At 51.0% G+C, this 25,565-nt stretch carries 32 protein-coding genes and 1 tRNA gene; 23 read left to right on the top strand and 10 right to left on the bottom strand.

The genetic code is table 11. The features are described from left to right. The first annotated feature begins 52 nt into the window (after positions 1–52). Positions 53–463: a secondary thiamine-phosphate synthase enzyme YjbQ gene (locus ACZ5OO_RS02380; protein WP_013267069.1), complete on the top strand. Its 411-nt coding sequence runs from the start codon at positions 53–55 to the stop codon at positions 461–463. A 5-nt stretch (positions 464–468) separates the two neighbouring features. Here ACZ5OO_RS02380 and ACZ5OO_RS02375 read toward each other — a convergent pair whose 3' ends face one another. The 4 genes from ACZ5OO_RS02375 to leuS all read right to left on the bottom strand — a co-directional run bounded on the left by ACZ5OO_RS02375 (position 469) and on the right by leuS (position 5,813). Then, positions 469–1,062, bottom strand: coding sequence for a metallophosphoesterase family protein (locus tag ACZ5OO_RS02375; protein ID WP_013267068.1), 594 nt, complete (start codon positions 1,060–1,062; stop codon positions 469–471). Further along, complete coding sequence (locus ACZ5OO_RS02370; RefSeq protein ID WP_083774081.1) at positions 1,059–2,189, bottom strand: DUF763 domain-containing protein; 1,131 nt, start codon at positions 2,187–2,189, stop codon at positions 1,059–1,061. Before ACZ5OO_RS02370 ends, ACZ5OO_RS02375 begins: the two co-directional genes overlap by 4 nt. Before the next feature lie 122 nt (positions 2,190–2,311). Continuing rightward, positions 2,312–2,845: an HD domain-containing protein gene (locus ACZ5OO_RS02365; RefSeq protein ID WP_013267066.1), complete on the bottom strand. Its 534-nt coding sequence runs from the start codon at positions 2,843–2,845 to the stop codon at positions 2,312–2,314. 70 nt (positions 2,846–2,915) lie between these two features. Then, positions 2,916–5,813 (bottom strand): leucine--tRNA ligase, encoded by a 2,898-nt coding sequence (leuS, locus tag ACZ5OO_RS02360; RefSeq protein WP_420805099.1) that lies wholly within the window; start codon positions 5,811–5,813, stop codon positions 2,916–2,918. 149 nt (positions 5,814–5,962) lie between these two features. On the opposite strand from leuS, the gene ACZ5OO_RS02355 reads away from it, so the two are divergent. Then, complete coding sequence (locus ACZ5OO_RS02355; protein ID WP_013267064.1) at positions 5,963–6,295, top strand: hypothetical protein; 333 nt, start codon at positions 5,963–5,965, stop codon at positions 6,293–6,295. A gap of 57 nt (positions 6,296–6,352) precedes the next feature. Here the strand turns inward: ACZ5OO_RS02355 and ACZ5OO_RS02350 are convergent, their stop codons facing one another. Next, complete coding sequence (locus ACZ5OO_RS02350) at positions 6,353–6,835, bottom strand: hypothetical protein (protein ID WP_013267063.1); 483 nt, start codon at positions 6,833–6,835, stop codon at positions 6,353–6,355. Between the two features lie 480 nt (positions 6,836–7,315). On the opposite strand from ACZ5OO_RS02350, the gene ACZ5OO_RS02345 reads away from it, so the two are divergent. The 12 genes from ACZ5OO_RS02345 (at position 7,316) to ACZ5OO_RS02290 (ending at position 16,627) form a co-directional block, all read left to right on the top strand. Further along, on the top strand, positions 7,316–9,004 hold the full coding sequence (locus tag ACZ5OO_RS02345; RefSeq protein ID WP_238523597.1) for a cytochrome ubiquinol oxidase subunit I: 1,689 nt from the start codon (positions 7,316–7,318) through the stop codon (positions 9,002–9,004). Positions 9,005–9,012: 8 nt separating this feature from the next. Continuing rightward, entirely contained in the window at positions 9,013–10,212 is a 1,200-nt protein-coding gene (locus ACZ5OO_RS02340; protein WP_013267061.1) for a cytochrome ubiquinol oxidase subunit I, read from the top strand. A gap of 123 nt (positions 10,213–10,335) precedes the next feature. Then, on the top strand, positions 10,336–11,157 hold the full coding sequence (locus tag ACZ5OO_RS02335; protein WP_013267060.1) for a cation diffusion facilitator family transporter: 822 nt from the start codon (positions 10,336–10,338) through the stop codon (positions 11,155–11,157). A 41-nt stretch (positions 11,158–11,198) separates the two neighbouring features. Continuing rightward, complete coding sequence (locus ACZ5OO_RS02330; RefSeq protein ID WP_013267059.1) at positions 11,199–11,390, top strand: 50S ribosomal protein L24e; 192 nt, start codon at positions 11,199–11,201, stop codon at positions 11,388–11,390. Positions 11,391–11,603: 213 nt separating this feature from the next. Then, positions 11,604–12,377, top strand: coding sequence for an archaeal proteasome endopeptidase complex subunit alpha (gene psmA, locus ACZ5OO_RS02325; RefSeq protein ID WP_013267058.1), 774 nt, complete (start codon positions 11,604–11,606; stop codon positions 12,375–12,377). A gap of 100 nt (positions 12,378–12,477) precedes the next feature. Continuing rightward, complete coding sequence (locus tag ACZ5OO_RS02320; protein WP_013267057.1) at positions 12,478–13,182, top strand: ribosome assembly factor SBDS; 705 nt, start codon at positions 12,478–12,480, stop codon at positions 13,180–13,182. After that, positions 13,179–13,883, top strand: a complete 705-nt coding sequence (rrp4, locus tag ACZ5OO_RS02315) for an exosome complex RNA-binding protein Rrp4 (protein ID WP_013267056.1) — start codon at positions 13,179–13,181, stop codon at positions 13,881–13,883. Before ACZ5OO_RS02320 ends, rrp4 begins: the two co-directional genes overlap by 4 nt. Positions 13,884–13,887: 4 nt before the next feature. Further along, positions 13,888–14,616: an exosome complex exonuclease Rrp41 gene (rrp41, locus tag ACZ5OO_RS02310; RefSeq protein ID WP_464078406.1), complete on the top strand. Its 729-nt coding sequence runs from the start codon at positions 13,888–13,890 to the stop codon at positions 14,614–14,616. Further along, positions 14,613–15,455 (top strand): exosome complex protein Rrp42, encoded by an 843-nt coding sequence (gene rrp42 / locus ACZ5OO_RS02305; RefSeq protein ID WP_464078405.1) that lies wholly within the window; start codon positions 14,613–14,615, stop codon positions 15,453–15,455. Before rrp41 ends, rrp42 begins: the two co-directional genes overlap by 4 nt. Before the next feature lie 6 nt (positions 15,456–15,461). Then, positions 15,462–15,734, top strand: a complete 273-nt coding sequence (locus ACZ5OO_RS02300) for a 50S ribosomal protein L37ae (protein ID WP_048812851.1) — start codon at positions 15,462–15,464, stop codon at positions 15,732–15,734. 7 nt (positions 15,735–15,741) lie between these two features. Next, entirely contained in the window at positions 15,742–16,329 is a 588-nt protein-coding gene (locus tag ACZ5OO_RS02295; RefSeq protein WP_013267052.1) for a Brix domain-containing protein, read from the top strand. Positions 16,330–16,351: 22 nt separating this feature from the next. Next, a complete protein-coding gene (locus ACZ5OO_RS02290; protein WP_464078543.1) occupies positions 16,352–16,627 on the top strand; it encodes a KEOPS complex subunit Pcc1 in 276 nt (91 codons plus the stop codon). Here the strand turns inward: ACZ5OO_RS02290 and ACZ5OO_RS02285 are convergent, their stop codons facing one another. Continuing rightward, a complete protein-coding gene (locus ACZ5OO_RS02285; protein WP_464078404.1) occupies positions 16,628–16,918 on the bottom strand; it encodes a hypothetical protein in 291 nt (96 codons plus the stop codon). A 199-nt stretch (positions 16,919–17,117) separates the two neighbouring features. Between ACZ5OO_RS02285 and ACZ5OO_RS02280 the strand changes: the two genes are divergently transcribed. The 3 genes from ACZ5OO_RS02280 (at position 17,118) to ACZ5OO_RS02270 (ending at position 18,942) form a co-directional block, all read left to right on the top strand. Further along, positions 17,118–17,780: a 50S ribosomal protein L15e gene (locus ACZ5OO_RS02280; RefSeq protein ID WP_048813019.1), complete on the top strand. Its 663-nt coding sequence runs from the start codon at positions 17,118–17,120 to the stop codon at positions 17,778–17,780. Positions 17,781–17,848: 68 nt separating this feature from the next. Further along, the gene (locus ACZ5OO_RS02275; RefSeq protein ID WP_083774077.1) at positions 17,849–18,277 is read left to right on the top strand and encodes an RNA-binding domain-containing protein; all 429 of its coding nucleotides are present in this window, start codon (positions 17,849–17,851) and stop codon (positions 18,275–18,277) included. Next, complete coding sequence (locus ACZ5OO_RS02270; RefSeq protein ID WP_048812849.1) at positions 18,274–18,942, top strand: RNase P subunit p30 family protein; 669 nt, start codon at positions 18,274–18,276, stop codon at positions 18,940–18,942. The genes ACZ5OO_RS02275 and ACZ5OO_RS02270 overlap by 4 nt, the downstream gene beginning before the upstream one ends. On the opposite strand, the gene thyX is transcribed toward ACZ5OO_RS02270, so the two are convergent. Next, positions 18,853–19,854, bottom strand: a complete 1,002-nt coding sequence (gene thyX, locus ACZ5OO_RS02265) for an FAD-dependent thymidylate synthase (RefSeq protein WP_013267048.1) — start codon at positions 19,852–19,854, stop codon at positions 18,853–18,855. The genes ACZ5OO_RS02270 and thyX overlap by 90 nt on opposite strands. A 514-nt stretch (positions 19,855–20,368) precedes the next feature. Here thyX and priX point away from each other — a divergent pair. The 3 genes from priX to ACZ5OO_RS02250 all read left to right on the top strand — a co-directional run bounded on the left by priX (position 20,369) and on the right by ACZ5OO_RS02250 (position 21,873). Next, positions 20,369–20,851 (top strand): DNA primase noncatalytic subunit PriX, encoded by a 483-nt coding sequence (gene priX / locus ACZ5OO_RS02260; protein WP_464078403.1) that lies wholly within the window; start codon positions 20,369–20,371, stop codon positions 20,849–20,851. Between the two features lie 154 nt (positions 20,852–21,005). Beyond that, positions 21,006–21,116: transfer RNA gene (locus ACZ5OO_RS02255), tRNA-Gln, on the top strand. A 76-nt stretch (positions 21,117–21,192) separates the two neighbouring features. Then, a complete protein-coding gene (locus tag ACZ5OO_RS02250; RefSeq protein ID WP_013267046.1) occupies positions 21,193–21,873 on the top strand; it encodes a translation initiation factor IF-6 in 681 nt (226 codons plus the stop codon). A gap of 59 nt (positions 21,874–21,932) precedes the next feature. Here ACZ5OO_RS02250 and ACZ5OO_RS02245 read toward each other — a convergent pair whose 3' ends face one another. From ACZ5OO_RS02245 to ACZ5OO_RS02235, 3 genes are read right to left on the bottom strand one after another with little or no spacing between them, the layout of a single operon-like run. Next, a complete protein-coding gene (locus tag ACZ5OO_RS02245) occupies positions 21,933–22,253 on the bottom strand; it encodes a 50S ribosomal protein L31e (RefSeq protein WP_464078402.1) in 321 nt (106 codons plus the stop codon). An 11-nt stretch (positions 22,254–22,264) separates the two neighbouring features. Further along, positions 22,265–22,420, bottom strand: coding sequence for a 50S ribosomal protein L39e (locus ACZ5OO_RS02240; RefSeq protein WP_013267044.1), 156 nt, complete (start codon positions 22,418–22,420; stop codon positions 22,265–22,267). A gap of 10 nt (positions 22,421–22,430) precedes the next feature. Beyond that, positions 22,431–22,805: a DNA-binding protein gene (locus tag ACZ5OO_RS02235; RefSeq protein ID WP_013267043.1), complete on the bottom strand. Its 375-nt coding sequence runs from the start codon at positions 22,803–22,805 to the stop codon at positions 22,431–22,433. Between the two features lie 56 nt (positions 22,806–22,861). Between ACZ5OO_RS02235 and thpR the strand changes: the two genes are divergently transcribed. The 3 genes from thpR to ACZ5OO_RS02220 are packed head-to-tail and all read left to right on the top strand — an operon-like array spanning position 22,862 to position 25,565. Further along, the gene (thpR, locus tag ACZ5OO_RS02230) at positions 22,862–23,443 is read left to right on the top strand and encodes an RNA 2',3'-cyclic phosphodiesterase (RefSeq protein ID WP_202965444.1); all 582 of its coding nucleotides are present in this window, start codon (positions 22,862–22,864) and stop codon (positions 23,441–23,443) included. Further along, positions 23,440–24,813, top strand: a complete 1,374-nt coding sequence (gene cca, locus ACZ5OO_RS02225) for a CCA tRNA nucleotidyltransferase (protein ID WP_464078401.1) — start codon at positions 23,440–23,442, stop codon at positions 24,811–24,813. The genes thpR and cca overlap by 4 nt, the downstream gene beginning before the upstream one ends. A gap of 47 nt (positions 24,814–24,860) precedes the next feature. Further along, on the top strand, positions 24,861–25,565 hold the full coding sequence (locus ACZ5OO_RS02220) for a serine/threonine protein kinase (RefSeq protein WP_013267040.1): 705 nt from the start codon (positions 24,861–24,863) through the stop codon (positions 25,563–25,565).

The following is a 25,565-nucleotide window of genomic DNA, read 5'->3' as shown; positions in this document are numbered from 1 at the left end:
TGTGCCCTAGCTTTTAATAAAATCGAAGGCCATATATGGTACGGGGTGAGCATTGAAATTCATTAACGAGACGCTGGATGTTAGAACCAGAGACAGGTTTGATGTAATAGACGTAACTGATAGGGTCAGGGAATTTCTTTATAGGAACAACGTAACAAACGGCCTTCTCATGATATCGGTGCCTCACACGACGGCAGCCGTCACTATAAATGAGGCCGAGACGGGACTCATGGATGATATACTTACCGCCGTAAAGAGGCTCTTTGAACCAGGAGGACCATGGAAGCATAACCTAATAGATAACAACGCTCATGCGCACATAGCAGCCTCATTCATAGGCAACTCCAGGTGCCTCGCTGTAATAAATGGCAGCCCTAAGCTAGGTCGTTGGCAAAGGGTGCTCCTCGTCGAAATGGATGGCCCAAGGACGAGGCATCTAGAGCTGACGTTTATCGGGGAGTGACGCGACTAAAGAGCCTTCAGCTCAACCCGTGGTGGTCCTTCACCTAGAGTGATGATTGCGTATTTACCCATGCTCAGAGGCCCTGGATTTACTGAGAGCGTTGCATCGTTAAACTCTGCTCCCGGGGACTCATGCACATGACCGAAGAGGTGTATCTTCGGCTTCAGCTCCTTTACCAGAAGTCCTATCTCCGGCAGTCCTATATGAGCCCCTATATATGCCAGGTCCAGTACGCCCTTAGGTGGGTAATGAGTTACTAGCACGTCTATAGCCTCGCCCTCGCTTACTGTCCTCCTCAGCTTCATTATATCGCTCCTAAAGTCTATGCCTCCTACTCCCGCTATATTGAGGCCCTGCACCCTAACGAGCCTGCCGTCCACTAGAACGCCCCCTCTGTCCAAAGTTCTCCTTATGGAGGGGTCGTCCAGGTTACCAGTCACAGCCAGCGCCTTCCCTGGACAGCAGGACGCCAGGAGCTCGGCGGTCTCCACGCACTCGAAGTCCCCAGAGGCCACCAGGAGGTCAAACTTCTCAGAGGACAAAAAATTCTTAAAGATCTCATGGTTGCAATGTATGTCGGAGACATGAGCAATTATCATAGTACCACACCGTATCTGGCCAGGTACTGCCTTAGCCTAGCCATGGCCCTTAGCCTTTGCGCGTTCCCCAACGCTGACTCCTCTATGGCCCTTGCCAGGTACTCTATGGCTTCCTCGGCAACTTTCCTGTCAAATGGGTATGGAACCCCATCCTTGCCTCCAATTGCATAAGCGTAAGCGAAGGGGTCCATTGACAAAGTGACTGGGTCCCTCTCCGAGGTTGGCACAGAATATATTATATCAGCTATGAGGGCCAAGGCCCTCACCATGGTGGGCCCAAGGCCTTCCACGGTAGCTAAGTCTTCCTCGTTCTGAGGCGGGTTCCTATAGATTATGTCAAGTGATCTAAGCAGCTGCCTTGAGGGCACGACTGGCTTATAATAGGCCTTTGGTTCCGGTGCCTTGACTTCCCCCTCAATGTACCTTAGGAGGTTAGGCGCTCCCAGAGCAGCGTTGCTCTGGGCCAGTAGCCTTAGAAGTCTCTCTTTGCCCTCGGCAATTATATCAAGGTAAGCTTTCCTAGCGGCTCTGCTCTCCTTTGCAGTCGCGTTGAGCGTTATATTGCTGCGATATCCTGCGACGCCAGAGAAAGGCTCCTCTACAGAAGCCCTATCTATATGATACCGCCTTGCCATCCGTGTCCTTAAGTTCATACCCTGTTGAATTACAAGCTGAGGCCCCTTGCCTGTGAGCACCAGCGCATGCACGTATGTTTCATAGCCGTCCTGCAAGAACGTCGAGGCTGCGCGGGCGGCTACCTTACTAAACGTAAAGGCCTCCTCAGAGTTTACTCCCAGCAACCTCTCAGCCTTTTCAGCCTCTTCCTTCACCTGCAGCATCCTCTTGCCCTTACCGCCAAGTACTAGAAAACCCAGCTCGTTGGACCAACTGATCTCCTTAAGCAGCGTTACAACCACGGTTGTGCTCCCACTGCTATCCCAGTCCATTCCAATGACGTTGTTAAATGCCTGAAACCAGAAGGGGTCAGCCAAGGCTCTCACTAGACCATCAGGTCCTCTTTCATCAACGATAACCTTAACTATGTTCTCTGTAAGGGACTTCATAACCTTTAGCATCCAAGGGGGTACGTGCCCATCATGTAATGGAAGGTCGGCGGCGCCTGTCAACCGTTGGCCCCGTAAAAGGTTGTCCAGAGAACCTTAATTGTTTTGGACTTCGGATTAGTTTTGCGCCATATAATACAAAACCATGTAATACAAAACATAGCCGTCAGGCTCAATTTGCGCAGTCAGCAGTTTAGCTCAATGCCGTTGCGGCTAAGGGTTTCCAAGATCTTCGAACCGTTAGACAGCTTAGCTATTGCGTCTTTAGCTTCTTTACATGAAGAAGTAACTATGTCGGATACCTTAAAGCCAAGGGCTTCATAGTAGCGACCCTGAAGCATAGTTGAGACCAGGTCCCCCACCTTAGCCGCCTGGGCCTCAGGGGTCTTTCCTTCCGAGTATTCTATGGCAGAGGCTTTTATAAGGCTGCTGATCTCTAGGCCTTCTATGGCTCTCCTTTCGGCTGCCTCCTTTTCCTCCTTAATGTCTGCACTCCTTGATATATCGCCTATAACCGATTCGCCTATGTCATGAACTAACGCTATGAACGCCGCCTTAAAGGGGTCGAGGCCCGCTGAAGAGGCCACTTCCGCCGCTATGAGCGCTGAGGCGAACGAGTGCTGAGAGACGCTTTCAGCCAATGAAGATGGGACCCCCCTTAACATCCAGCCGGTCCTTGAGAGCGAGTTCAGGGCTACTATTACATCGGGCAGTCTCATCCTGGGTCACGCATATGTTCGTTGATCACGAATTTATTTTGAGTTAAGCCTGTGCGACTAGGCAAGTTTATCACTTAGAAACATATATGGCTGGCTTACCTGGCAGGGCGTTGCTTTTCCTCGGTGAGGTGCCCTCTTCCTCCTTCTCAATTCTTATTTCAATCCCCCCTAGCTCCCTTGAAAGGAAGTCCCTGGCCTCGGCCAGGGCTTTAAGCTCCACGTCCCTTGAGACCAGCAACTCTAGCACCTCTGGGCTTCTGAGCACGCTCTGCAACACTTTTGACAGCTCCTGGCGGGGCACGCCATAATCTTTCCCCATGACATCTTTAACGGCTTCCTTTAATGGTTTGCCAGCGTCCACTGCCCTCTTGAGGTCGCTGAGAACTGCGTACTTCCACTCCGTCGCCACGGTAACTGTGACGCTCTTGGCTGCACCTAGGAGGCCTACGATGTCCCTTATATCATTTAACAGAACCTCTACTATCCTCTCCGCTGTTTCAACGTCATCCCTTATCAGCCTCTCATCGTATTCAGGCCACTTTTCCGTGACGACAAATGTGGTGTGGCCTGTAACATGCCAAGCCTCCTCAGCTGTGTGAGGGGCGAATGGGGCCAGCATCAAGGTAACGTATTCGATGTACTTCTTCAGCAGGTCCCTGTTAGGCGTCCCAGCCCTCTTAAGGTACCACCTGAACTTGTTCTGCAGCTCGTAGAAGGCCAAAGTAAAGGCGGTCTTGAACTTCAGCTGCTCCATGCTCTCAGTTACCCTCTTAACGGTCGAGTTCAGCGTGCTCTCAAACCAGTCGTCTATAGCTAACCTCTCATCCCTGCCCTTCCCGTAGTTATCCTTGACGAAGTCAAGCCAATCAACTAGGTCTGAGAGCGCGGTGTCCACGTCACGCAAGGTGAAGTTAGCGTCATCCAGTCCGCCGTCCGCGCCAGCTAACACCTCTGCAATGCGCGTGGCGTCAGCCCCAGCCTCATTGAGCATTTGACGTAGTGTTATAAAATTCCCAGTTGACTTGCTCATCTTGGCGCCGTTTATCAGAACCCAGCCGTTTATTCCTATGCCGCGGGGCCAGAGGCTCTCATCAAATATTGCTGCATGATGGTACATGAAGAACAGCAGATGGTTCTGCATCAGGTCCTTGCCGCTTATCCTAAGGTCTACCGGGTACCAGTAGGTGAACTCCCTCCTCGCTGCCTCTATGAGCTCCAGGGGCAGCCCCGTGGACTTTGATACTTCCTCGGCTGATCCCTTGCCAAGGAATACGTAGTCGAAGAACTCAGGCTTAAGCTGTTCAGGGTTTACCTTGCCCTGCAGCAAATAGTCTATGGTGTAGTAGGCCATGTATATTGTAGAGTCGCTGAGGCTCTCTATGACCCAGTCCTTATCCCAAGGCAGCGGCGTGCCCAGCTCGTTCTGATGAGTGCACGCCCAGTCCTTGAGCCAGTCGACGAGCTGCATGAAGTCTGACTTAAGGTGCGGAGGGTAGATGTTCATGTTAGAGAGCAGCTTCTTAGTCCTCAGCTTCCACCCCTCGTCACTGTAGGTGAGGAACCACTGGTTCTCGACGAACTTAACGTGGGTCCTGGCGCCGCACCTGCAGTAGACCTTAGAGGGAAGGGTGTAGACCTTGATCGCGTGGCCTAGTTTAACGAGCTCGCTCTCTATGGCTGGCCTGGCCTCTATAACTTTAAGTCCCTCGTAGCTTCCCACCTCGCCTTTCATTACACCCATGTAGTACTCCCTTGAGTAGAGGTCCTTAGTTGCCTTCTCGAGAAGGTCCCTGTCCTCTTGGCTCTTAGCGCCAAGCTTAGATACTATGCTCTCTGCTGGTATCCCCTTAAGCCCAGGCGTCTCTATTATCTTCTTGACCCTTATTGAGCGAACTTCTGATGGGTCTATGCCATACTCTCTTAACGCGTCCTCGTTCATCTTCTTTAGGTCCATCAGTGCGACGTAGTCATAGGGGGCGTGTGCCGGAACGCTCATGACGAGTCCAGTGCCCTCGTCTGGCACGACAAATGTGGCCGGCAGGACAGGCACCACTGCGTTTGTCAAGGGCACTATGACTTTGACTCCTATGAGCTCGCGGGCGGAAACCCTACCTATAATCTTAACCTCGTGCCTCTGATCCGCCAGCTCCTCAGCCATATACTCGTTGAGTATAACTCTCCTTCCGTCGACCTCTGCCAGCGCATATTCAGAGGCAGGATTAACCCACAGGTTAGTCACGCCAAATATGGTCTCAGGCCTGTATGTTAGGGTGGCTAAGTAGGCGTCGCCGTCCACCTGCTTGAACAGCACTATGGTAGCCTCAACAGGACCTATGCCTACATACTCATCAGGCCTATCGTGGTCGCCTACGACTTTCTTCTCGTGGGGACACCAGACTACGGGGTGCTCCCCCTTCCTTATATAGCCCAGGTCTCGCAGCTTAAGGTACTGCCACTCGACGAACTTGCTGAAGTAAGGGTTAAGACTTGTAGTGAAGAACTCCCTCCTCCAATCTATGCTAAGACCATACCTCATGAGGTCCTTCTTCCACTCCTGAGTGAAGTACCTGACCCACGTTGCGGGGTCCTTAAACTGCGGTATCATGGATTCGGACACTCCCATGGACTTAAGCTCATTCAGTATCTTCGCGTCGCCTTCGCTGAGCCTGCGGGCGGCGGCTACTATTGGACCTCCCGTGGCATGCCAGCCCTGAGGAAAGAGGACGTTGTAGCCCCTCATCCTCTTATACCTTGCCGTTATGTCAACCCTGAGTATAGTGAACGCGCTGCCCAGGTGAGGTAAGCCATTCATGTACGGAAACGGAAATGTGACGAAGAACTTAGGCTTTGATGGATTGACATTAGCTTCATAGACCTTAGCTCTGCTCCACTCGGCCTGCCACTTATCCTCTATAGACTTTAATCTTTCAGCCGCTCTTACGTTTGTTATTAGCGTCAACCGCTCCACCTTCTCTGGGCATTACCTAAGACCCTAACTTAAAAGCTGTTGCCCGCTTGCGGCTTAAACCAGGCTATAACTCAAGAGAACCTTAAGGTTTTCAACGAGCTTAACACATATAATAAGCCCAGCTGTGACAGCCCCAGTGGTAGTAAGAGATGAGCGGGGAGGAGAGAGCTGAGATAGTAAGGCATGTGCAGGCCGAGGCAAAAGTAGGCAAGGCGCTTAAAAACATTGCCATGATAAGCCTTAAGCCTGACGACCTGGCGAGCCCCGCATCCTTCCAGATGGCTATATCAAGGCTTTACGAGTCCATAATGAAGATGATGGAGTCGGGAGGGCCTGAGCAGACCTACATAGCCGAGGTGAGGTTCACTGACGACCTGGGCAACCCAGTCAGTATCGCAATCGATTTAGGCAAGGAGACGCCGCCCTTCTCGTCACAGAAGGTTAAAGCTGAAATAACCATTAGGCTCTACGAGGAAGAATGATGAAGACCATGGCCCTTTAGATTAGTCCATAATATTAGCCCTGTCCACACCATATTCCTAAGATGAGGCCAGCTCCTCAAGCCACTTGTTTATAGCCGCAGCAAATGACACTAACACGGCTGCCCCCCTCTGCTCGTCGCTGAGCATTTTCTGCGGCGACACTAGCCAGCCCATACAGTCGGCGAAGAGCTCCAGGTCTCTTCTGTAGGCTTCCAGGCTTTCACCCTCCAAGGCCTTAGATGCAGCTACGAGGAGCGATGCTACAGCCCTATAGCCCATGCAGTCAACGACGTCGGCGGCACTGGAGAGGGGCTCGCCAGTGAGGTTAATTATTCCATCGACGTGATCCCTCAGGTTAACCTTAGCTATCAGCTCATCATAAAGAAGTGAGGCATAAACGGACAGCTGGGCCGCGGCGCTACCTCTAGTAGACCCCGCTATGAAGAGAAGCCTGGCGACCTCATCAGCTATCCCCTTTATATCCTCCAGATAAAGTTCCGCGGCAGCAGGCTGCGAGTTAGTCTCTACGTCGCTAGACATAGCACGCACCTCTGGAGAAAGAGTAAGGTAAAGGCCTCCCTTTTTGGAAGGAGGCTGATACACCAACCTTGACGCCTAATATACCCGTGGCCTCAGCTTAAAAGGCGCGTCCACTGGAAGTTAAGAACTTGCCTGGCTCTGGCCAATTTAACTTAAAGGTTACTGCTGTAGGCTCGTTCCAGCTTAAGGACCATGTGAGTTCCTACGAGAAGAAGTTTAAGCCCTCCACCTGCGCCTAAACAATAGGATGAAGAGTAGAACCCGGACAGCGGAGGGCGCCCCCAATGATGAATCCTAGTCCATCGGACCTCTGGCAGTTCCTCCCTTAGGTTACACCTAAAGCGGCGTTAGTCTCTCAACGTTTTTGATAATTGATCATATATTTATCAAAATAAATAACATTATATACGTTATAACGTACTAGGTGAAACATTTTTATAAAGGACGCATATACTTAGAATTTAAAACTGGCGGTGCGAGGTGTCCGGCATCAACGTATGGCAACAGCTCGTGGACTACGGCTCGTGGAGCACCAGGGGCATGTCGATCGTCGGCATAGGTATACACTGGGGAATCCTCCAGTATGTCCTAGGTCTCCCGTTCATGGCCTTCATAGCGGAGCTCATATACTTTAAGACAAAGGACCCTGACTGGATGAGGATAGCTAAGGTCCTCGTTAAGGGCACAGCGCTAGTCTTCGCCGTAGGGGCTGCCACGGGCACCCTGGTGGAGTTCGGCCTCATAACCGTGTGGCCCAGGGTCCTCACAGCCGTTGGAAAGTGGCTCTACTTCCCGATGTACGCCGAGGTCTTCGCGTTTATCATGGAGGTCCTGGTCATTTACATGCTGTGGTATGGCTGGGACAAGCTGTCGCCTAAGGCCAGGCTAGTCCTAACCTTCTTCGCGTTTGTGGGTCCATGGTACTCAGGCGCCATGATAGTCGCTGCAAACGCCTACATGCAGATACCCACTGGCTTAATACCTGACTATAATGCAACTACCGGCCAGTGGCTTTACGCCGAGGGCTATCCAAAGCTGACCCTTGTGATACCTAACAGCATAGCGTCGCTGCTGAACGTAACGACTCTCCAGTCACTTCACGTCCAGATAATGGGCACCACCAGCGATGGCGTTATAGCTGCCGTGCCGGTTACTATAGTAGACAGGCTCGTCTACGAGTCGTTTGCGGGCTACACATTAAACCAGAGCATACTAAAGCTTGTGCTGAAGCCGAGCGCCTTAAATGACCCAGGGCTGGCTGCTGTACCGGTGCTCAACGTAGTCAACTCAATAATGGACTCCACTGTAAGGTACTACAACATATACCTGTACCTGTTTGAGAGCCCCGACTTTGCCCCTTCAGTGATGCACTCCATAGGTGCCGGCCTAACGGTATCAGGCTTCACTGCAATGGCCGGCTTCGGGACCAGGCTGCTGAGCGTCAAGGATAAGAGGTATAAGGAGTACCTGCTCAAGGCGTTCAAGTTCTCAGTGGTCTTCTCACTCATAGTGATCATATACCAGGGCCTCATAGCTGGTCACGAGATGGGCGTAGCTGTGGCACATTACCAGCCTGAGAAGTTCGCCGCCTTTGAAGGTCTAGGCGTCCCAGGCTTCACCTCTATAGCTGAGCTGCTCCACACGGGACCCATAGAGAAGCTCCTGGCCTATGGCACCTTAAGCGCGCACCTGCCAAACTATGGCTACCTTATGACGCACTACAGCGGCTGGGGCAACCTCTCGCCAACATTAGGAGTGCCCGGCACTTCGACTTACCTGCCGCCGCTAATAGTAGACTACGCATACTACGCCATGGTAGTTTTTGGCATAGCATTAGGCGTCTACGCTCTGATACTAACTGGTTACATAGCATTCCACAGGGCTGACAGGATACCCAGGTTCTGGCTCTACCTCCTTGTTCCAGCTGCCGTGCTAGCACAGCTCTCAAGCTACATGGGCTGGGCCGCCAGGGAGATGGGAAGACTACCATGGGTGGTCTACGGCATGATGACGCTGAGCGACACGATTACGGTTAACGTCCCACCGGCCTGGGGCGAGGCCCTCTTCAGCGTATTCTACATAGTTATAGGCGCCGCGCTGGTCTACGCTGTTTACAGGTTCCTCTGGGTGCCCTCCAAGAGGGAGGTCCTTGATGAGGTGACGTATTAAGGGGTGAGATGATGTTCTACAGCTCCATATTCTGGCTGGCCTTCAACTTCGGCATACATATAGTTATGGTAAACCTGGTCATAGGCCTTGCTGTCCTGATACCGCTCCTTAATTACCTTGGCATGAAACATGGCGACCAGCTCACGGTAAGCATGGCAAGAAGGCTCATGAAGTACTATGCGGCAACGTACGGCATAGCCGGCGTCTTCGGGACAGCATTTACCGTGTTCCTCTTCTCCTATTACCCGTTCGCCACCTTAGTAATAGGAACCGTGGCCATAGTTCCGTTTGCAATAGCCATAGCTATGGTAGCGCTGAACTTCTTCTCACTCATAACGTACTGGTACGGCTGGGACAGGTGGTCGCCAAGGACTCACAACTTCATAGGCTTCCTAATGGCCGCGTCCGCACTCCTCATACCGTTCGGCTTCAGGGGGGTATTTGCGTTCCTTAACAAGCCGGTGGGCCTTTACTTCACTCAGTCGGGGCCCTCGCTCAACGTCGCTGAGGCCTACTCCAACCCGACGTTCTGGCCGCTTTACCTCTCAAGCATAGTGGGCGCACTGACGGCGACGATGATAGCAATAATGGCTGGCTTTGCTATAGCTTATTTGAAGCACCCGGACAACGAGAAAGCCTATTTTGAGGCCGCGCTGAGAAAGTTCTTCATACCATCGTTGGTAGGCCTCCTGCTTATGGTTCCGCTCATGTTCGCCTACCTTATGTCGCTCACGGGCGTTCCCTACAAGTTCAACAACATAATGGTAGGATTTGGAGTTACTATCGGAGGCGACGCCGCTTATAACTTCACTTGGATATTTGTTTTGCACCTAGCCCTGGTTGCCCTGCAGTTCATAGCTCTCGTATACATAGCTTATGCCGCGTTTAGAGGCAACCTGCTCTCCAGGCATGTGGCCTTCTGGTCCGTCATTGGAGGGGCCGCAGCCCTAGGAACTATAGAGGCCGGCGAGATGCTCAACGCGTTCTCTCAGTTCCCAAGATTTATAGCGTCGCTTAACGCTACACAGGCCGCGTCCCTCCCGAAGCCGTGGGGCACGTTTATAGCGGCTTACAATAACCTTACTAATTATAACACTCTGGCCGCAGCGTCGTTTGGCCAGTTCTTCACAAGCTTTATGATGGCCATAATGATAGTGGTCATAATAGTGTTCATTTATGTAGTCTTCTTTAAGGGTTCTTCTAAATAACCTTAATCAATTAGCTGCGACTAAAAACAACTCGGCTTTTTTCCGCTGGCTGTTTTATGGCAGTGAACGAAGGCAGGCTTAAAACTGCCTCTCGAATATCCGATACAAGGAGCGGTGAGCGTGATGGACGAGGCCAAGAGAATATTGATGATATCTATAACAGCTGCCGCTTTAGCTTCCGTGCTTAACACAGTAGGAGGAGTGGCCTTTCACAGCCGGCTGCTTGTTATCAACGGTCTCACCTGCATAGCCAATCTAGTGGTAATCATATCTAATGCCTACTTTTACAGGAAAGAGCTCGAGCCCGAGGACTTAGATCACCCGTTTGGCCACGCTGGTTACTCGCTGAGCGCCTCAGTGCTGACGCTTCTCGTGTACGCCTTCATACTTGGGCTTGGAGTTGACGAGGTGCTTAACCCCTCCCGTTACTCAGTGGCTGGCATGGCCTGGCTGGTGCCGCTAATAGTGGCCGGGCTCTACACGGTCAGCGTTATAACAGTAAGAAGGCTTGGCGAGCAGTTCGTAACATACTCTAATGTGACTACCAGTGAGATAGCTGAGAGCCTTGTGGCTCTGGCTGTCCTGCCGCTGGCCCATTATGTGTCATTTGAAATAGACAGGCTCGGGGCTGCGGCTATGCTAATTTACCTGGCCTACCAGGTAATAACTAACTCAAAAGCCATACTTTACAAGGTTACCGGGCCAGCTCCTCCCAGGAGCGTATCTGAAGGACTTACCAAGGATATAAGCTCCATGGGAGTTAAGGTCAAGGATCTTAAGCTCAGGAGCGTCGGGGACAACTACGTAGCTGGCTATGTGATAATAGAGGCCCCTCCCACGGAAAGCGTGGAAGCAGCACATGAGCTTGCTGATAAGATAGAGATTATGGCCCTGGAAAAATATAACGTCAAACTGGTGGTCCACATTGAGCCTGAGCGGGCCTAAACTTTTAAAGGGACCTTTCCTCAGTCAGTGCGGGTGCGGCTATGCCTAAGGAAATGACTTGCGCATTCTGCGGTAGGCCCATAGAGCCAGGCACAGGTAAAATGTATGTCAGTGAAAGAGGGGAAATACTCTGGTATTGCAGCAGTAAGTGCTTTAAGAGCGCCATTAAACTAAAGCGTAACCCGAGAAAGCTCAAGTGGGCCAGGCCCTGGGTTCTTAAGTCATTAGCCTAAGATCCCCATTAATGAAGCTATCGCGACTCCCTTGCTTATGAACTTAAAACGCGGACAACCAGGGTTATTGCTTAAATGATGTAACCTATTATGCCATAGTGATGCCGCACCGCTAAATAATAGCCAAGGAGCCTTTAACTGAAGCGATATCTAGAGGAAGTTACCAATAGATACTTAAAAATGCGTGCCTACCGGACTGCTGGGGTATAGAGAATGGCTATGGCCGCGCCTCCGTCTGCCTACGATCGTGCAATCACCATATTTTCTCCCGACGGGGAGCTCTATCAGGTAAGATATGCCTTTGAGGCTGTTAGGAAAGGCTGGACAAGCCTAGGCGTGCTAACAGACAGCGGTGTAATTTTAGCTGCTGAGAAGAGAAAGATAACGCCGCTCCTGGACCTTAATGGTATAGAGAAGATCTATAAGGTCGACGACCACATAGGCGTAACCTTCGCTGGCATGGGCAGTGATGGAAGGGTCCTGATAGACTATGCCAGGCTCGTAGCAGTCAGGCACAGGTTGACGTATGGAGAAGCGCCGAGCACCGAGTACGTAGTTAAGTCCGTGGCCGACCTAAAGCAGCTTTACACACAACATGGCGGCGTTAGGCCCTTCGGCGTTGCGCTAGTATTTGGCGGCGTGGACTCCGACGGAACTCCGAGGCTTTTTAGGACGGAACCGGGAGGTCAGTACTTCAGTTACTACGCTATAGCTATAGGCCTTGGAGGTGACGCCGCCAACAGCTACCTGGAGAAGAACTACAAGAAGGATCTCAGCCTTGACGATGCCATAAAACTGGCTATCATAGCGCTGTTCAAGGGAAGGGTCGCCTCCTCCGACGAGAAGAAGGAGGACTTGGCGAACGCCTTTGATGAATATGTAGAGGTAGCTTATATTGATACTAAGGAAAGGACTTTTAACAAGGTAGGTCGCGACGTTATCAAGGAGATAGTGAAGTCCAGCAGGGGCGAGATGTTATCCTCATAAGCATAATATGGATGCCCGTTGCCATTAGGTTCTTGCTTAAGCCTTTTATAGCTATTAAAGCTTCTTGCACTTATGGATCGAAAGCTGCTGGGGCGAGATTTTGCCTAAAAAGCAGGACTACGTAATTGCCTGGATTGATATAAAGGGGCAGCACTTTGAGATCCTGGTGAAGCCCGACGAGGCCTTTAAGTTCAAGGAAGGAGAAAAGGTATCTATATCAGATGTGCTCTGGTCCGACACTGTCTACAAGGATGTTAGAAAGGGGTTGAAGGCCAGCCCAGAGGCCATCAAGAAGGCCTTCGGTACGGATGATATTAACTCCATTGCTGAGCGCATACTCAAGGAAGGGCAAATTCAAATAACTGAGGAGGAGAGGAGGAAGATCATTGAGATGAAGAGGAGGCAGATAATAACATATATCGCCAGGAACGCCGTTGACCCTAAGAGCGGCTCTCCAATACCTGAGCAGAGGATAGAGAACCTCTTCGAGGAGTTAAGGATAGGGGTAGACCCCTTCAGGCCTGTGGAGCAGCAGGCGCTGGAAGCCATTAAGAAAATGGCCACGGTTATTCCCATAAAGATTGCAAGGGCCTTAGTTGAGGTTACTATACCCCCTGAGTTTGCCGGGAGAGCTATAGGTGAGGTTAAGAGGCTAGGTGACGTGAAGAAAACCACGTGGCTTGATGACGGCAGCCTCAAGGTGGAGCTCGAGATACCAGCGGGCATGCAGCTTGAAGTTATAGATAAGATCCAGGGCCTCACGAGAGGACAGGCGCAGATTAACGTGAAGGTGAGCTCGCAGTGAGCCAAGAGGAGAAGGTTAAAAAGGTGTTAGTGCTGCCGGGGGATAAGGTAGAGGGAATCAAGCAGGCCCAGAACATTTACCTCTTTGATTATAACGGAGAGAAGAGAGCTGCAGTCGCCGGACTATTAGATATAAAGGATGAGGGCGCTTCCTTCGTGCCGCTGAAGGGCTTTTACTTCCCCAATGAGGGCGATATAGTAATTGGCCTAGTGACTTCTCACGCTGCCGCCAACTGGTTCCTCGACATAAACTCGCCTTACCAGGCCACGCTCAGCATCCAGGACTTCTTCGGGGTCAAGCAGGGAGGCCAAGTTCCCGACGATCCGTTTACATACCTAAAAATAGGTGACTACGTTAAGGCAAGAATCGTTGCCTTTGATAGAGTGAGGAGCCCTGCCCTTACGGTTCAGGACAAGGGCTTGGGGAGGATTACAGAGGGCACTGTGGTTACCGTGAGGCCAGTTAAGGTGCCAAGGATAATAGGCAAAAAGGGCTCAATGATAGAGACTATAAAGAGCGCCAGCGGCTGCGATGTCTTTGTCGCGGTAAACGGAAGAGTGCATATAACTTGCCAGAACGAGATCCTTCAGGAAATAGTGGCCGAGGCCATAAAGATGATTGAGACTCAGTCCCACACGACAGGTCTCACGGCCAGGGTGAAGCAGTTTATAGAGGAGGAGAGAAGGGTTAGGGGGGTCTGAGAGGATGCACGTAAGGCCAGCTAAGTTCTTCGACGAAAACGGCAGAAGGCTTGACGGAAGGTTACCTGACGAGATGAGGCCCGTAGATATGAAAGTTGGCGTCTTAAGCAACGCCGACGGATCGGCCATAGTTTCCTATGGTAAAACTAAAGTCTTAGCAGCTGTTTATGGACCCAGGGAGCCTTTACAAAAATACACTGTATTGCCTGACAGGGCGTCATTGTTCGTCAGATATCACATGGCTCCCTTCTCTACGGAGGAGCGCAAGAGCCCTGTACCGACCAGAAGAGAAGTGGAGATCTCTAAGGTTCTAAGGGAGGCCTTAGAGCCCGTCGTAATAACGGAACTCTTCCCACGCACTGTAATAGAGGTCTATGTAGAAGTGCTCCAATCCGACGGAGGCACCAGGACGGCCAGCGCGACCGCAGCCTCGTTAGCCCTCGCTGACGCCGGCATACCTATGAGGGCCTTGGTAGCCGGAGTTGCCATCGGCAAGGTAGACAACGTTGTAGTGCTAGATCTTAACGAGCCTGAGGATAACTTTGGTGAGGCCGATATGCCTATAGTGGCTGCGCCTGACCTGGGTCTGATAACGCTGTTCCAGCTCAACGGCGTTATGACTGTGGAGGAGACACAAAAGGGCCTTGATATGGCACTTAAAGCTATAAGCGAGCTAGTTGAAAAGGAAAAGCAGACCCTAAGGAGCTCCATAGAGGAGGTCGATGTGGAGTGAGCTACACGCCATACAGGGTACCTATAGTGTCAAAGATCAGGAGTAAGAGCCTAATTAGCCTTTACAAGAAGGGCGTGAGGAGCGACCAGCGTGATTTCGCTACGCCTAGGAACCTCTCAATACAGGTAGGCGTAATAGATAAGGCTGACGGATCGGCGTGGGTCAAACTTGGCAACACGCAGGTGCTTGTCGGTGTCAAATTAGAAGTAGGAATCCCGTATAGGGATACGCCAAATGAGGGGGTCCTTCAGGTTAACTCTGAGCTGACCCCAGTGGCTTCGCCTACGTTTGAGCCAGGACCTCCTGATGAAAACGCTGTCGAGCTGTCGAGGGTTATAGATAGAAGCTTAAGAGATCCCAAGGCTATAGACCTGAGCTCCCTTGTGATAAGGCCTGGTGAGAAGGCCTGGGTCCTTTGGATAGACGTCTACGTGCTCGACTATGATGGCAACTACTTCGACGCTAGCATGTTGGGAGTTATGGCTGCGCTAATGAACACTAAGGTCCCTGAGTACGAGGAAACGGAATCAGGGGAAATAATAATAAACAGGGAGAAGGGGACCCCGCTTAAGCTAAATAGGCGCGTCGCGCTAGTCACGAGCGTGAAGGTGGGCGACTACATACTAATAGACCCCAACATAGATGAAGAGTTGCTAGCAGATAGCAGAATGGTTATAGCATTTGATGAGCAGGGGACTATAGTAGGCATGCAGAAGAGCGGCATGGGGGGTTACACCAGGGACGAGCTGCTCAAGGTCATCGATATTTCAAGAAATGCCTCACAAGTTTACTTTAAATTGCTAGACCAGGCGCTTCAGAGCGGCGGCAGCCAAGGGTGAGGCCCTGTGGTCTATAGCCACACCAAGTCAGTGGGGATAACGGGAAGATATGGTGCTAGGTATGGCTCTACGCTGAGGAAGAGGGTCAAAGCGGTTCTCGAGAAGAGGTACGCGGACCACACGTGCCCATTCTGTGGAAGTGTAGGCACCCTCAAGAGGATTTCGACAGGGGTATGGAAGTGCGCCAAGTGTGGCAGGGTGTGGGCAGGAGGGGCTTATGTGCCGCGCACTGAGGTAGCCACCTACCTGCCTCCATACTACTCAACGTCAGGGATGTGAGGGGTTTTTGAGCGAGAGGCCCCTAAGGCTCGTAAGGAGACTGTCGGGGAGGGCCTCTGAATTTACAACACTGCTCACCAGCAGCAGAAGGCCCAGCAGGAGGACTCGCGCCCTCATAAAGGATCTGGAGTCCGCCATATATGGAGTTGTTAGGTTTACAAGGGGCCATGAGTCGTTAAGAGACCTCAACAGCATAGCCGTCGCCAATGGATTTAAACGCGTTGTTATAATAAATGAGTGGAGGGGCAACCCGGGCCTGATAGTGGTATATTCTCCCTCTGAGGAGAACCTTGTTGAGATTGGAAGACTAAAGATAGCTGGGGTTAAGCTGAGGAGGGAGCTGGGCCGGAGGGACGCTGGGCAGTGCAGAGAGGTGGTAAGTTCCAGTAAAGATGAGACCACGATTTACATAACAAAGCTGCTGGCCGACGCCTTTCAGCTCAGAGCTACTGAAAGGCCTGACACGGATTACCTCGAAGTTTCCTTAGATGGGGATCAAGTAACCATAGCGCCACGAAAGCTTAAAACTAACGCCATCTTTGGGCCCCTGTTAAGGGTGGTGGTTCCAGACGGGTCTCGCAAAGGCCAAGCTTGAGCTCTGCGGGGAACTTAATGGCATAACTGCAATATATAGGGCCTTAATTGCAGAGGCCTCTCAGCCGGGCACTCCAAGAAAGGGCAACATTAATGTAGAAGTTAAGGATAACTGCCTTAAAATATCTGTGACTTCTGATGATTTGGGTGACTTGAGGGCTATTGTGAACTCATACCTTTATTTAGTCCATGCCTCCTACTCCGTTGTAAGAAGCTTATCGCCAGGCGGGCATGAGAGACCTTGGACATCCAGGGCTTCGACCCCTCATCAGAAAGATATTAAAGGCCATATAAAGTGATTAGCCTGTCAAGGCTTCTAAAACTTCGAGCCACCACTTTACTTCGTCAATTGAGAGGGGCCTTCTCCTATCGCCCTCCTCGACATAAGCTTCTATTGGTATCACTTCGTTATCCTGGTTCACTTTAAACATTATGATCATGCGTCGAGACTCCGCGGGCTGCGCCTCAGTATCGGAGGCTGCCTCACCAATACTCGGGGTGGTTGCTATAAGCTCTACGGCGCCCTCCATTAAGTTAACCTTATACATAGGATTTCCTGAAACAAACTGCAAAAGCTTATCTAGCTTCATCCCTCAGACCGCCTTTCTATGTGGAAAAGCTAAGACTAAAATCTCCATATATAAGACCCCTGGGAAGATGTTAACCGGACGAACCTTAGCAAACGGTTGTCCTGAGTTCCATGATTTCCCTCATGTCAAAGCAGGTTGCCGGGGATGCTGTCAGCTTAAAAACCCAAGCCTGCAGCAAGTGAGTAGGAGGCTGCAGGCTGTGGCCTATGGACTATACCACTACATAGCTGAAGCGTGGAAGAGACCCTATGACGGCGATCACGGCAAACTGATGAGGGAGAGGCTAATAGAGTGGAGGGATGAGCCTACAATAGTCCGCGTTGATAAACCCCTGAGGCTCGACAGGGCCCGTGCCATAGGATATAAGGCAAAGCAGGGCTTTGTAGTAGTCAGGGTAAGGGTCAGAAAGGGAGGGCAGAGGAAGGTAAGGCCTGACTCTGGCAGAAGGCCGAAGAGAATGGGCGTAGAGGGCTATACCTTAGCTAAGAGCCTACAGCAAGTCGCGGAGGAGAAGGCGCAGAGAGCTTACCCCAACCTAGTGGTCCTTGGAAGCTACTACCTGGCCGAGGACGGCCAACATAAGTGGTTTGAGGTAATAATGGTAGACCCCAATGCGCCTACCATAAAGTCTGACCCCCAGCTTAAGTGGGTTGCTATCAGTGCCAGCGCTAGGGGAAGGCCCTTCAGAGGACTTACAGCGGCTGGGAAGAAGGCCAGGGGCCTGCTGAGCAGCAGAGGGCTTGGAGGAACCCATATACAGAAGTGGAAGAAGAAAGCTAGGGAGAGGGCCAGAAAGGCTAAGCATGAGGCTAGCAGGGGGGCAAGGCTAATAGTGCCCCACACTAAGAGTGATAACAAATAAGCCAAAGAATTATTAAACTCCCGAACTAAGCCCTGTCATAATTTAACCTTAGAGCGCGGTGAAGTTAATTGCGCGTCAGATCGTTAGAAGCCAGAGTTTATGTCCATGCCACTGAGAATGAAGAAAAGGTTATTCGTGCACTGCACAACTTGATAGGCTCCTCTAACATAGTTGTAGAGGAGCTCAGAGGATACTTTGGCAATCCTATAACGGTAGTCTCGACCTCGAAGGAAAAGGAGGAAGCTGAAGAGGCTTTTAACAGGATGATCTCGATGCTGACGGAGCCCGACAGAAGGTTCCTGTTATCATCATTGGAGGAGAGAGTGGACAAGGAGGGCTCACTGCACCTGAGATTTGATAAGCAGAAGGCCTACCTAGGCAAGGTTGTGCTCTCCGACTCCGATGATGTAATAAAGGTTAGAGTTAGATTTTTCAGAGAATCAAGAGAGCAGCTGATTGAGGAGCTCAGGAGTGAAATAGAGGGCCTAAAGAAGTGACGCACAGCATATTTGCGGATCTTTCCATTAAGTTAGCTAAGGAGCCGGAGGAGCTTGTAGAGAGAGCCTCTAACCTTGGCTTTAAGGTTATTGGAGTCGAAGAGCGCGCAGAATATAGTCATGGCAGTTTAGAGGGCCTCTCTAAGGTAACAATGGTGAGGAGGGTGACCTTCGAGGTTGATAGCAACACCGACCTTGACAGCCTGCTGAGAAAAGTTGATAGTAAAACCCTAGTGTCGGTAGTTCCGCTAGACTTTCGCAAATATAGGGAGGCAGCTAAGAACGAGAGAGTCGACATGATAAGATTTGCGCCAGGGACTCCAGTTCGCCCTGATAAAGAAACGCTTAACTTACTGCTTCAGAGGGGCGGCGGCGCCGTTGAGATACCGCTCAGACCGCTAATTAGCGATGAAAGATGGCTGAGCTTCCTCTACGAAGTACTGATAAGATGCTATAGGGTTGGGCTAAGGTCTGTAGTAGTCAGCGACGCCGAAAGCCCTTATGAGCTCTGGCACCCCCTTGAGATCATTGGCCTGCTCTCAAGCCTTGGAATTCCTAGGGAGTATGCATTTTCTTCACTCACTAGCTCCCCCGGTTTCGTCCTCTCCCGCAGAGGACTCAGGCTCGAGGGGGTTCCCGCTCAGGGAACGGGAGGCAAACAGTAAGCAGCTTGGTATGTTCTTGTTCGGCACAAGCTCAGGGCATTTAGCTATGACGAACCTTGTCTTACCTGATAGGTAGTCCTCAAGGCCTGCTGGATCCTCCAGTTGGCCATTGTTAAGCAGCACGCAGCTAGGCCCAGCGTACTTGAAGAGCTGAGGGTGAACCTTCATGAGCTCGGACCAAGTCAGCCAGGCCACATGCCTTATCTCCCACTGGGCATGGGTGCACATCCTGAGGGGCAGGAATGAGGCCACGAGCTCCCTCCCATTCATTGTGAACGTCAGCTTAGTCCTCACAGCCATGGGTATGATAAACCTTGAGTCCTCCTTCGGGGCGCCTGTTGAAAGCAGCCTATAGTAGGTGGAGGTCGCCAGCAGCAGGCCTCTCGCGTAAGCCTCAAGCCTCTTCTCATCGCTTAGCGAGGGAGGTATGACGTAGGCTGTTGAGGCCAGCCTTACCATCTCCTCCAGAGACAGTCCCTCCGCCGCCCGCCTGAGGGACTCTGAGTAGCAGGCGTAGACTTCCCTTGCCCTCTCGCCCTTGGGCCTCTGGGGACATTCGAGACCAAGCTTTGAGGCTGCCGTCAGGGCCATCTCCCTTAGTGAGGCCTCGGTGTACCTCATGCTCTGCTGCGTAAAGCTTGCTATCCTGTGCCTCACAAGCTGATGAGAGCAGACCCTGGAGCAGCCCTCAACTATGAACGTGTAGCTTGAGTGCTCCCAGGGGCTCAGGTGGCCCCTCTTTAGAGTCTCCCTTATCCATGTCTCGACCTCGCTCTCGTCTATCTTCAGGAGTTCAGGGGAACCCTTCCTTGACGTGCTCATCTTTGAGGCCGCGGCAACTATCCTAGGCGCGTCAGGGGTGTACTGAACCAGTCTCACTGTTATGCCAAGGCTTATTTGTAGGGCCTCCAAAGCGCCCCAAATAACTCGTTGAGTGGCTACAGTTTTAAACCAACAGGCCTCTTGACATGTCTGCTCCTGAAGTTGTTTTAAAAGGCCTTAAAGGCGCCTTTTACATAGGCTTAGCCTATAGCGTATTTTACGTAACTGCCCGTTATTTTAACTACCTCTAATCCCCCTTAATGCAATCAAGTAGGCCGGTGCCGTGTGCCGTCGTCAGCGGCTTCTGATAAACCGTGAATTTTACGTGCTCTGCTGTTGCCTCTAATGATGTAGAAGGGGGCGCCGCCGTGAAGTCTACGAGCAGTCGCGAGGTGGAGGAAGGCGCCCAGTGAAACTCCCCGCCTCGTGGCTGGGAGGCAGACTCCTAACCTAGGCGCGGGGAGGGGAGAGGGGTGATGAGGTCGAGCGACTAACAGTCATTAAAGGTGACCGTTAGTCACGACGAAGGTCGAACCCTGACGCTAGGGTCTACACTACTTAAGGCGGGACTCTTCATAGATTCGACGGTGAAAGGGCTATCTCTGTGTTTGCCGAAGCCGCTCAGAGGTGCGAAGAGTCGCCGGCGGAATGCCCTCAAATAGCTGAGAGCGTTCTCAGGACCATGTGCCCAAATGTAAACATGTGCAGTGTCACCGCTGTTAAGAGCAGGGGCGACTTTTCATGGATAGAAAGCGTGCTGAGCACAGGAGTTCCAGATGGGAGACATAGGCTCATACTTTACGTTCTTTCAAGATATTTAGCCAATGTAAAAGGCCTAAACGAGGCAGATGCTGTAAACGAGATAAGAGGTTTCCTTGAGAGAAGCTGCAAAAATTTTGGCAACTGCAGCAAGGTATACGATTCCTGGATTAGGAATGTTGTAAGTAAAGTTAAGTCCGGAGGCTGGAAACCGTGGAGCCTCGAAAAGCTAAAGGAAAAGGACCCAGATCTCTATAATACAGTGCTTAAACTGATCAGCGAGAGCGGCAAAGGGCAAGTTGACACCCTAAGTGCTACTAGGTCGTAGACTTTGCGCTATCAAATGAAGGGGCTACACTGTCGTAGGTTGCTTTAGCCTTACTGATATCATGGCTCTACAGTCACAATTATATCAAGGGCCATCCTTACAACCCTAGGCCTACAATCCTTTTAAACCCAAAACGAAGGATCTCTGTATGGGTAGCCGGGTCGTCTAGCGGCCAAGGATGCGGGGCTCTGGACGCGCTGGCCGCTAGATTGCGGAGGCCGGGAGAGCCCCCGTGACCGGGGTTCGAATCCCCGCCCGGCTACCACATAGTTGCTCATATGACGCTTTGATTAACCTTTTAACCATGAGGCCTTCTGTTAGAAAAATGAAGAGGGAGAGCTTTGACTTTCAATGTAGCCAAGATGCAGGTGTTTGGTAACAGTAACGTAGGAGTGTACATATTCGCCAATGATAAGATAGCCCTCGTACCCCCAGACATGGAACAGAAGGATAAACAGCTAATAGAGGATGTACTTGGCGTCGACGTTTATGAAGTGACAATTATGGGAACCAGGCTAATAGGAGTTCTTGTGGCTGGCAATAACAACGGTCTCCTGGTGCCGAGCACTATAACTGAAGGAGAGCTCCAAACGCTCAAGGAAGCTTTAGGGAACTCCATGAACATAGGTGTCGTTCCTTCGTCTAACAACGCAATAGGTAACTTGGTGGCAGCCAACAGCCATGGAGCGCTAGTGTACCCCGGCCTTGATAACAGTACGACTAAGCTTATCTCGGATGTACTTGGCGTGGAAGTGGCAAAGAGAGCTATATCAGGCATAAGCACGGTTGGCGCAGTCATAGCGGTGACTGACATAGGAGGGCTCTCCCACCCTGACACCGGCGATGACGAGCTTGAGTTCCTGAAGGATTTATTTAAGGTGCCGTTCAAGACAGGCACTATAAACTTTGGGGTGTCTTTTATTAAGACAGGCCTAGTTGTTAACAACAGAGGGGCAATAGTAGGTGCCAACACCAGCGGCCCTGAGATAGCGAGAATACAGATGGTCTTTTCAGGGCTTTAACCAAAATCCTGTATATCCAAGATTATTTAGCCCCAGTTTAGAAAAGGTTTATCTAGGTCTTACTGGCTCTTCTCCTTGAGTTCGATCTTGCCCGGCCTTAGCTTCTTATTGGCCATCTCAACTAGGGCCTTCACGTTCCCTTCCTCGTCTTTAACAACCCTTACTAATACCTTGACTCTTCTTGGTGGCCTTTGTATGCCCCGGCTCCAAATGTAATTATTGACATCATCAAGTATCTTTACTGACTCCGGTGAGACCTTGGCATGTCTGGCCACCAGAGACCTCAACAGGTCCACTGCTCTCTTGGCCCTGTTTGATCTGCGACCATAGTAGACTCTGCTTAGATTGAAACTGTATACGAAGGCCTCTCCAGGCTCCATGACCACTCACCTCACACCTTCAGCTTTGATACCCTCCAGTGTCTTCTTCTAGGATTTAATGTAAACTTCCTTAAAGTTTTTACTATTACCCACGCAGGCACCGGCTGGTTGCTCTTGAACGCCTTGGCCAAGCGCAACTTCCTGGCGAGAGGCTTATGCCTTGACATGGAACCTCCCTCACTTCCACTTGAACTTTATCTCGTATTCCCTACGAGACCTGCTATCTAGCTGTATTAAAATGTTTTTCACGGTATCATCGTTTACCGGAGGTACGAGCCTTCCTGCCTGCACTAGTGATATTATAGTCTGAACGGCGGCATCTGCGAGCTCGGGCTTCACGAGCTTGAGGTTGTTTATCCTATTTAAGGCTTCGGGATCAAGTATAGCTCTTAAGATCGCCATTAGCTCTGCCTCGCGTTTAGCTGCCTCCTCCTGCTGCCTCCTCTGGGCCTCCGCCTGCCTCCTTAGCTCCTCGAGCTTCCTCCTCTTGATCTCCTCAAGCTCCTCATCATCATACTCGTCTGAGTCGTCGTAGTCTCCGTACCCGCTCACTGCCGATCCCAAAAAACTTTGGCCCAGAGACCTAATAAAACATCTTAAGGGGGCAAGTGCCACAGCCCAAGGGAGCGGCGTTGAGGGCCTTCATAGCAGTTGACATAGATAGGCCAGAGCTAGTCAGCAAGCTTAAGGAGCTGGAGCAGGAGCTGGAGTCAACGAGGGTCAGGATGAAGCTCGTGGAGCCAGAGAACTTTCACATAACTCTTAGGTTCCTCGGGGAAATACCGGACTCTGCGGTCAGCGACATAAGGTCTGGCGTGCTGCCTAAGCTGAGGTTTAAGCCTTTTACTTTGAAGCTCTCCGGAGTAGGCGCCTTCCCCTCGCCAAACTTAGCGAGGGTGATCTGGGTCGGCATAGTCCAGGGCTTCGATGAGCTTAAGTCAATAAGGGATCAGCTGGATAAACTACTTAAGGATACTGGCATTAAATACGAGAGTGGCGAGGAGTTTACACCGCATATAACTATAGCAAGACTCAAGGAGCGCTCGAACCCAGAAGTCGCTAAGTTCGTACTAGAACACTCCTCATACGAGGTTGGCGAGATGGTGGTTAACGCCGTTAGACTTAAGAAGAGCATTTTGACGCCAAGAGGCCCCATCTATGAGACCATAGCGGAGGCCCACGTTGAATGAGCCCTAATGCTCATCGGCAGCTTGAAGAGGAGGTCCTGGAGAGGCTAAGGCCCACGCCACTTCAGTTAAGGACCCTCTCTAGTTTCTATGAAGTGATTAGGTCACACTTACAGGCCAAGCTTAGTGAGAGAGGCCTTGACTTTATTATAGAGCCAGAGGGCAGTTTCGCAAAGGGTACGCTGCTTGCAGACCACTGGGAGCTGGATATTTTTGTCCTACTTAAGGGTGCCAGCGACGAGTGGATAAAGAGCAAAGGAAGAGAGCTGCTCGAGGACTCCCTGAAGGGCCTTCCAACCATAGTAAAGTATAGCGAGCACCCCTACGTTACCGTATCCTTAATGGGAATTGAGGCAGACGTCGTGCCAGCGGTTTACAGGGAGAAGCCTACGGGAAACCTGATGGGGGTCAGCAGAACCCCATTTCATACTCGGTATGTGATATCTAGACTTGACAAGGGCGGCGCCGATGAAGTGAGGCTGCTCAAGTCCTTCTTTAAGGGCGTGGGGGTCTACGGAGCTGAGGCGCACATAGGTGGCTTCTCAGGCTACCTCACGGAGCTTCTGATAATAACCTATGGCAGCTTTGAGGGAGCCCTTCAGGCCATCTCTAGCTGGAAACCTCCTGTCTATGTGGACCCTGAGAATGTTGGCAATAAGAACCTGCTTTCTAGGCGCTACCCTGACTCGCCATTAATAGTCGTAGACCCTGTTGACCCCGCAAGGAATGCCGCCGCCGCAGTAACCCTGGAGAAGCTCTCAACTGCGGTGGTCGCAGCCAAGCTTTACCTTAAGAGGCCCCGGAAGGAGTTCTTCCACATTTTCACCAAATATGCTAGCATAAAGTATGGTATTCCAGTGGCAATAGTGATCTGCGAGGGCGACTATGCAAACTACCCCCCAGGCGATGTGTGGGGAAGGCTTGCAAGAGCGTCAAGGTCCATAGCTACTTTGCTGACCAAGTATGGGTTTAAGTTAATTAAACACTCGTTTTTCACCGACGAGCAGTCTAAAGCTGCAGTAGGTTTCCTAGTTAACACGCTACGGCTAAACAGTTTAGATGTTATAGAAGGCCCTAAGCCGTTCATTAACGTAGACTATATAGAGGACTTCATAGCTAACAGAATTAATGATGGCATCTGGATAGGCGAGGGGGAGTTAATGAGCGTAAAAAGGCTTAACCGCCCAGACATAGAGTTTTTCCTAGATCTCGCTATCAAGCAGGCGCCCCTTCCCGAGGGCACCAGGGACTGTAAAGTTATGGTATCTGATGATGTAAGGGACGTCAGGCTGACTGACTGGGGGCTTAAGGAATGGATTCGCAAGGAACTGGCATCGATGCCTGCATGGTTAGTGTCCCCCTCTGCTCCTTAGCAGCAAGACTCCTGTTTTGCTATCCTAATGCAACTGCGGACTGTGAGGTGAACAGGCTCATATCTGAGGCTTCCTCGCTGGGAGTTGACAGGATATGCCTAGAGGGCCCCACAAGGCTTGACTTTATCTTAAAGGGACTTAGGGTATTAGGTAAAGGTCATGCCGGGATAGTGGTGAAAGTTTTAGCGGATGGCGCTCCAAGAGCGCTTAAGATCAAAAGGACTGACAGCAAGAGGACAAGTTTGTCTGATGAGGCCAGAAAGCTTATTCTGAGCTCCCGCTATGGAGCGACTCCCATGGTTTATGGGTACACCGACAACATGATACTAATGGATTACGTAGGTTCAACTACATTAAAGCAGGTGATAAACCTATACTTTGCACACATATACAACATAGATAACTTAGCTGCCGCTGTCAGGGGGGCCCTAAGGGCTGCGAGAGCGCTAGATTTGGCCGGCCTACTTCATGCAGAGCTAAACAGGCCCTTGAGTAACGTAATGTACCCTGATCCGTTGAATCTAAACAATGCCTTAATAGTGGATCTTGAATCCACCTCCCATGGCTGTGGTAACGTAAACAAGGTAGCAAGTTTCTTTCTCATAAGGTTCCACGGCAGCGTTTCTAAACATATACGTGAACTGCTCAGAGCATATGAGGCTGATTGTAGCTTTCGGGAGTATACCGAGGTAGAAGACTTCATCATAAATTCAGTGAAAAATAACATAAAAAATAGTAAGAGTTTACAATAA

It is taken from the genome of Acidilobus aceticus (assembly GCF_055392325.1).
Note: the sequence above shows the minus strand (reverse complement) of the source record. Positions and strands in the feature narration are given on the sequence as shown.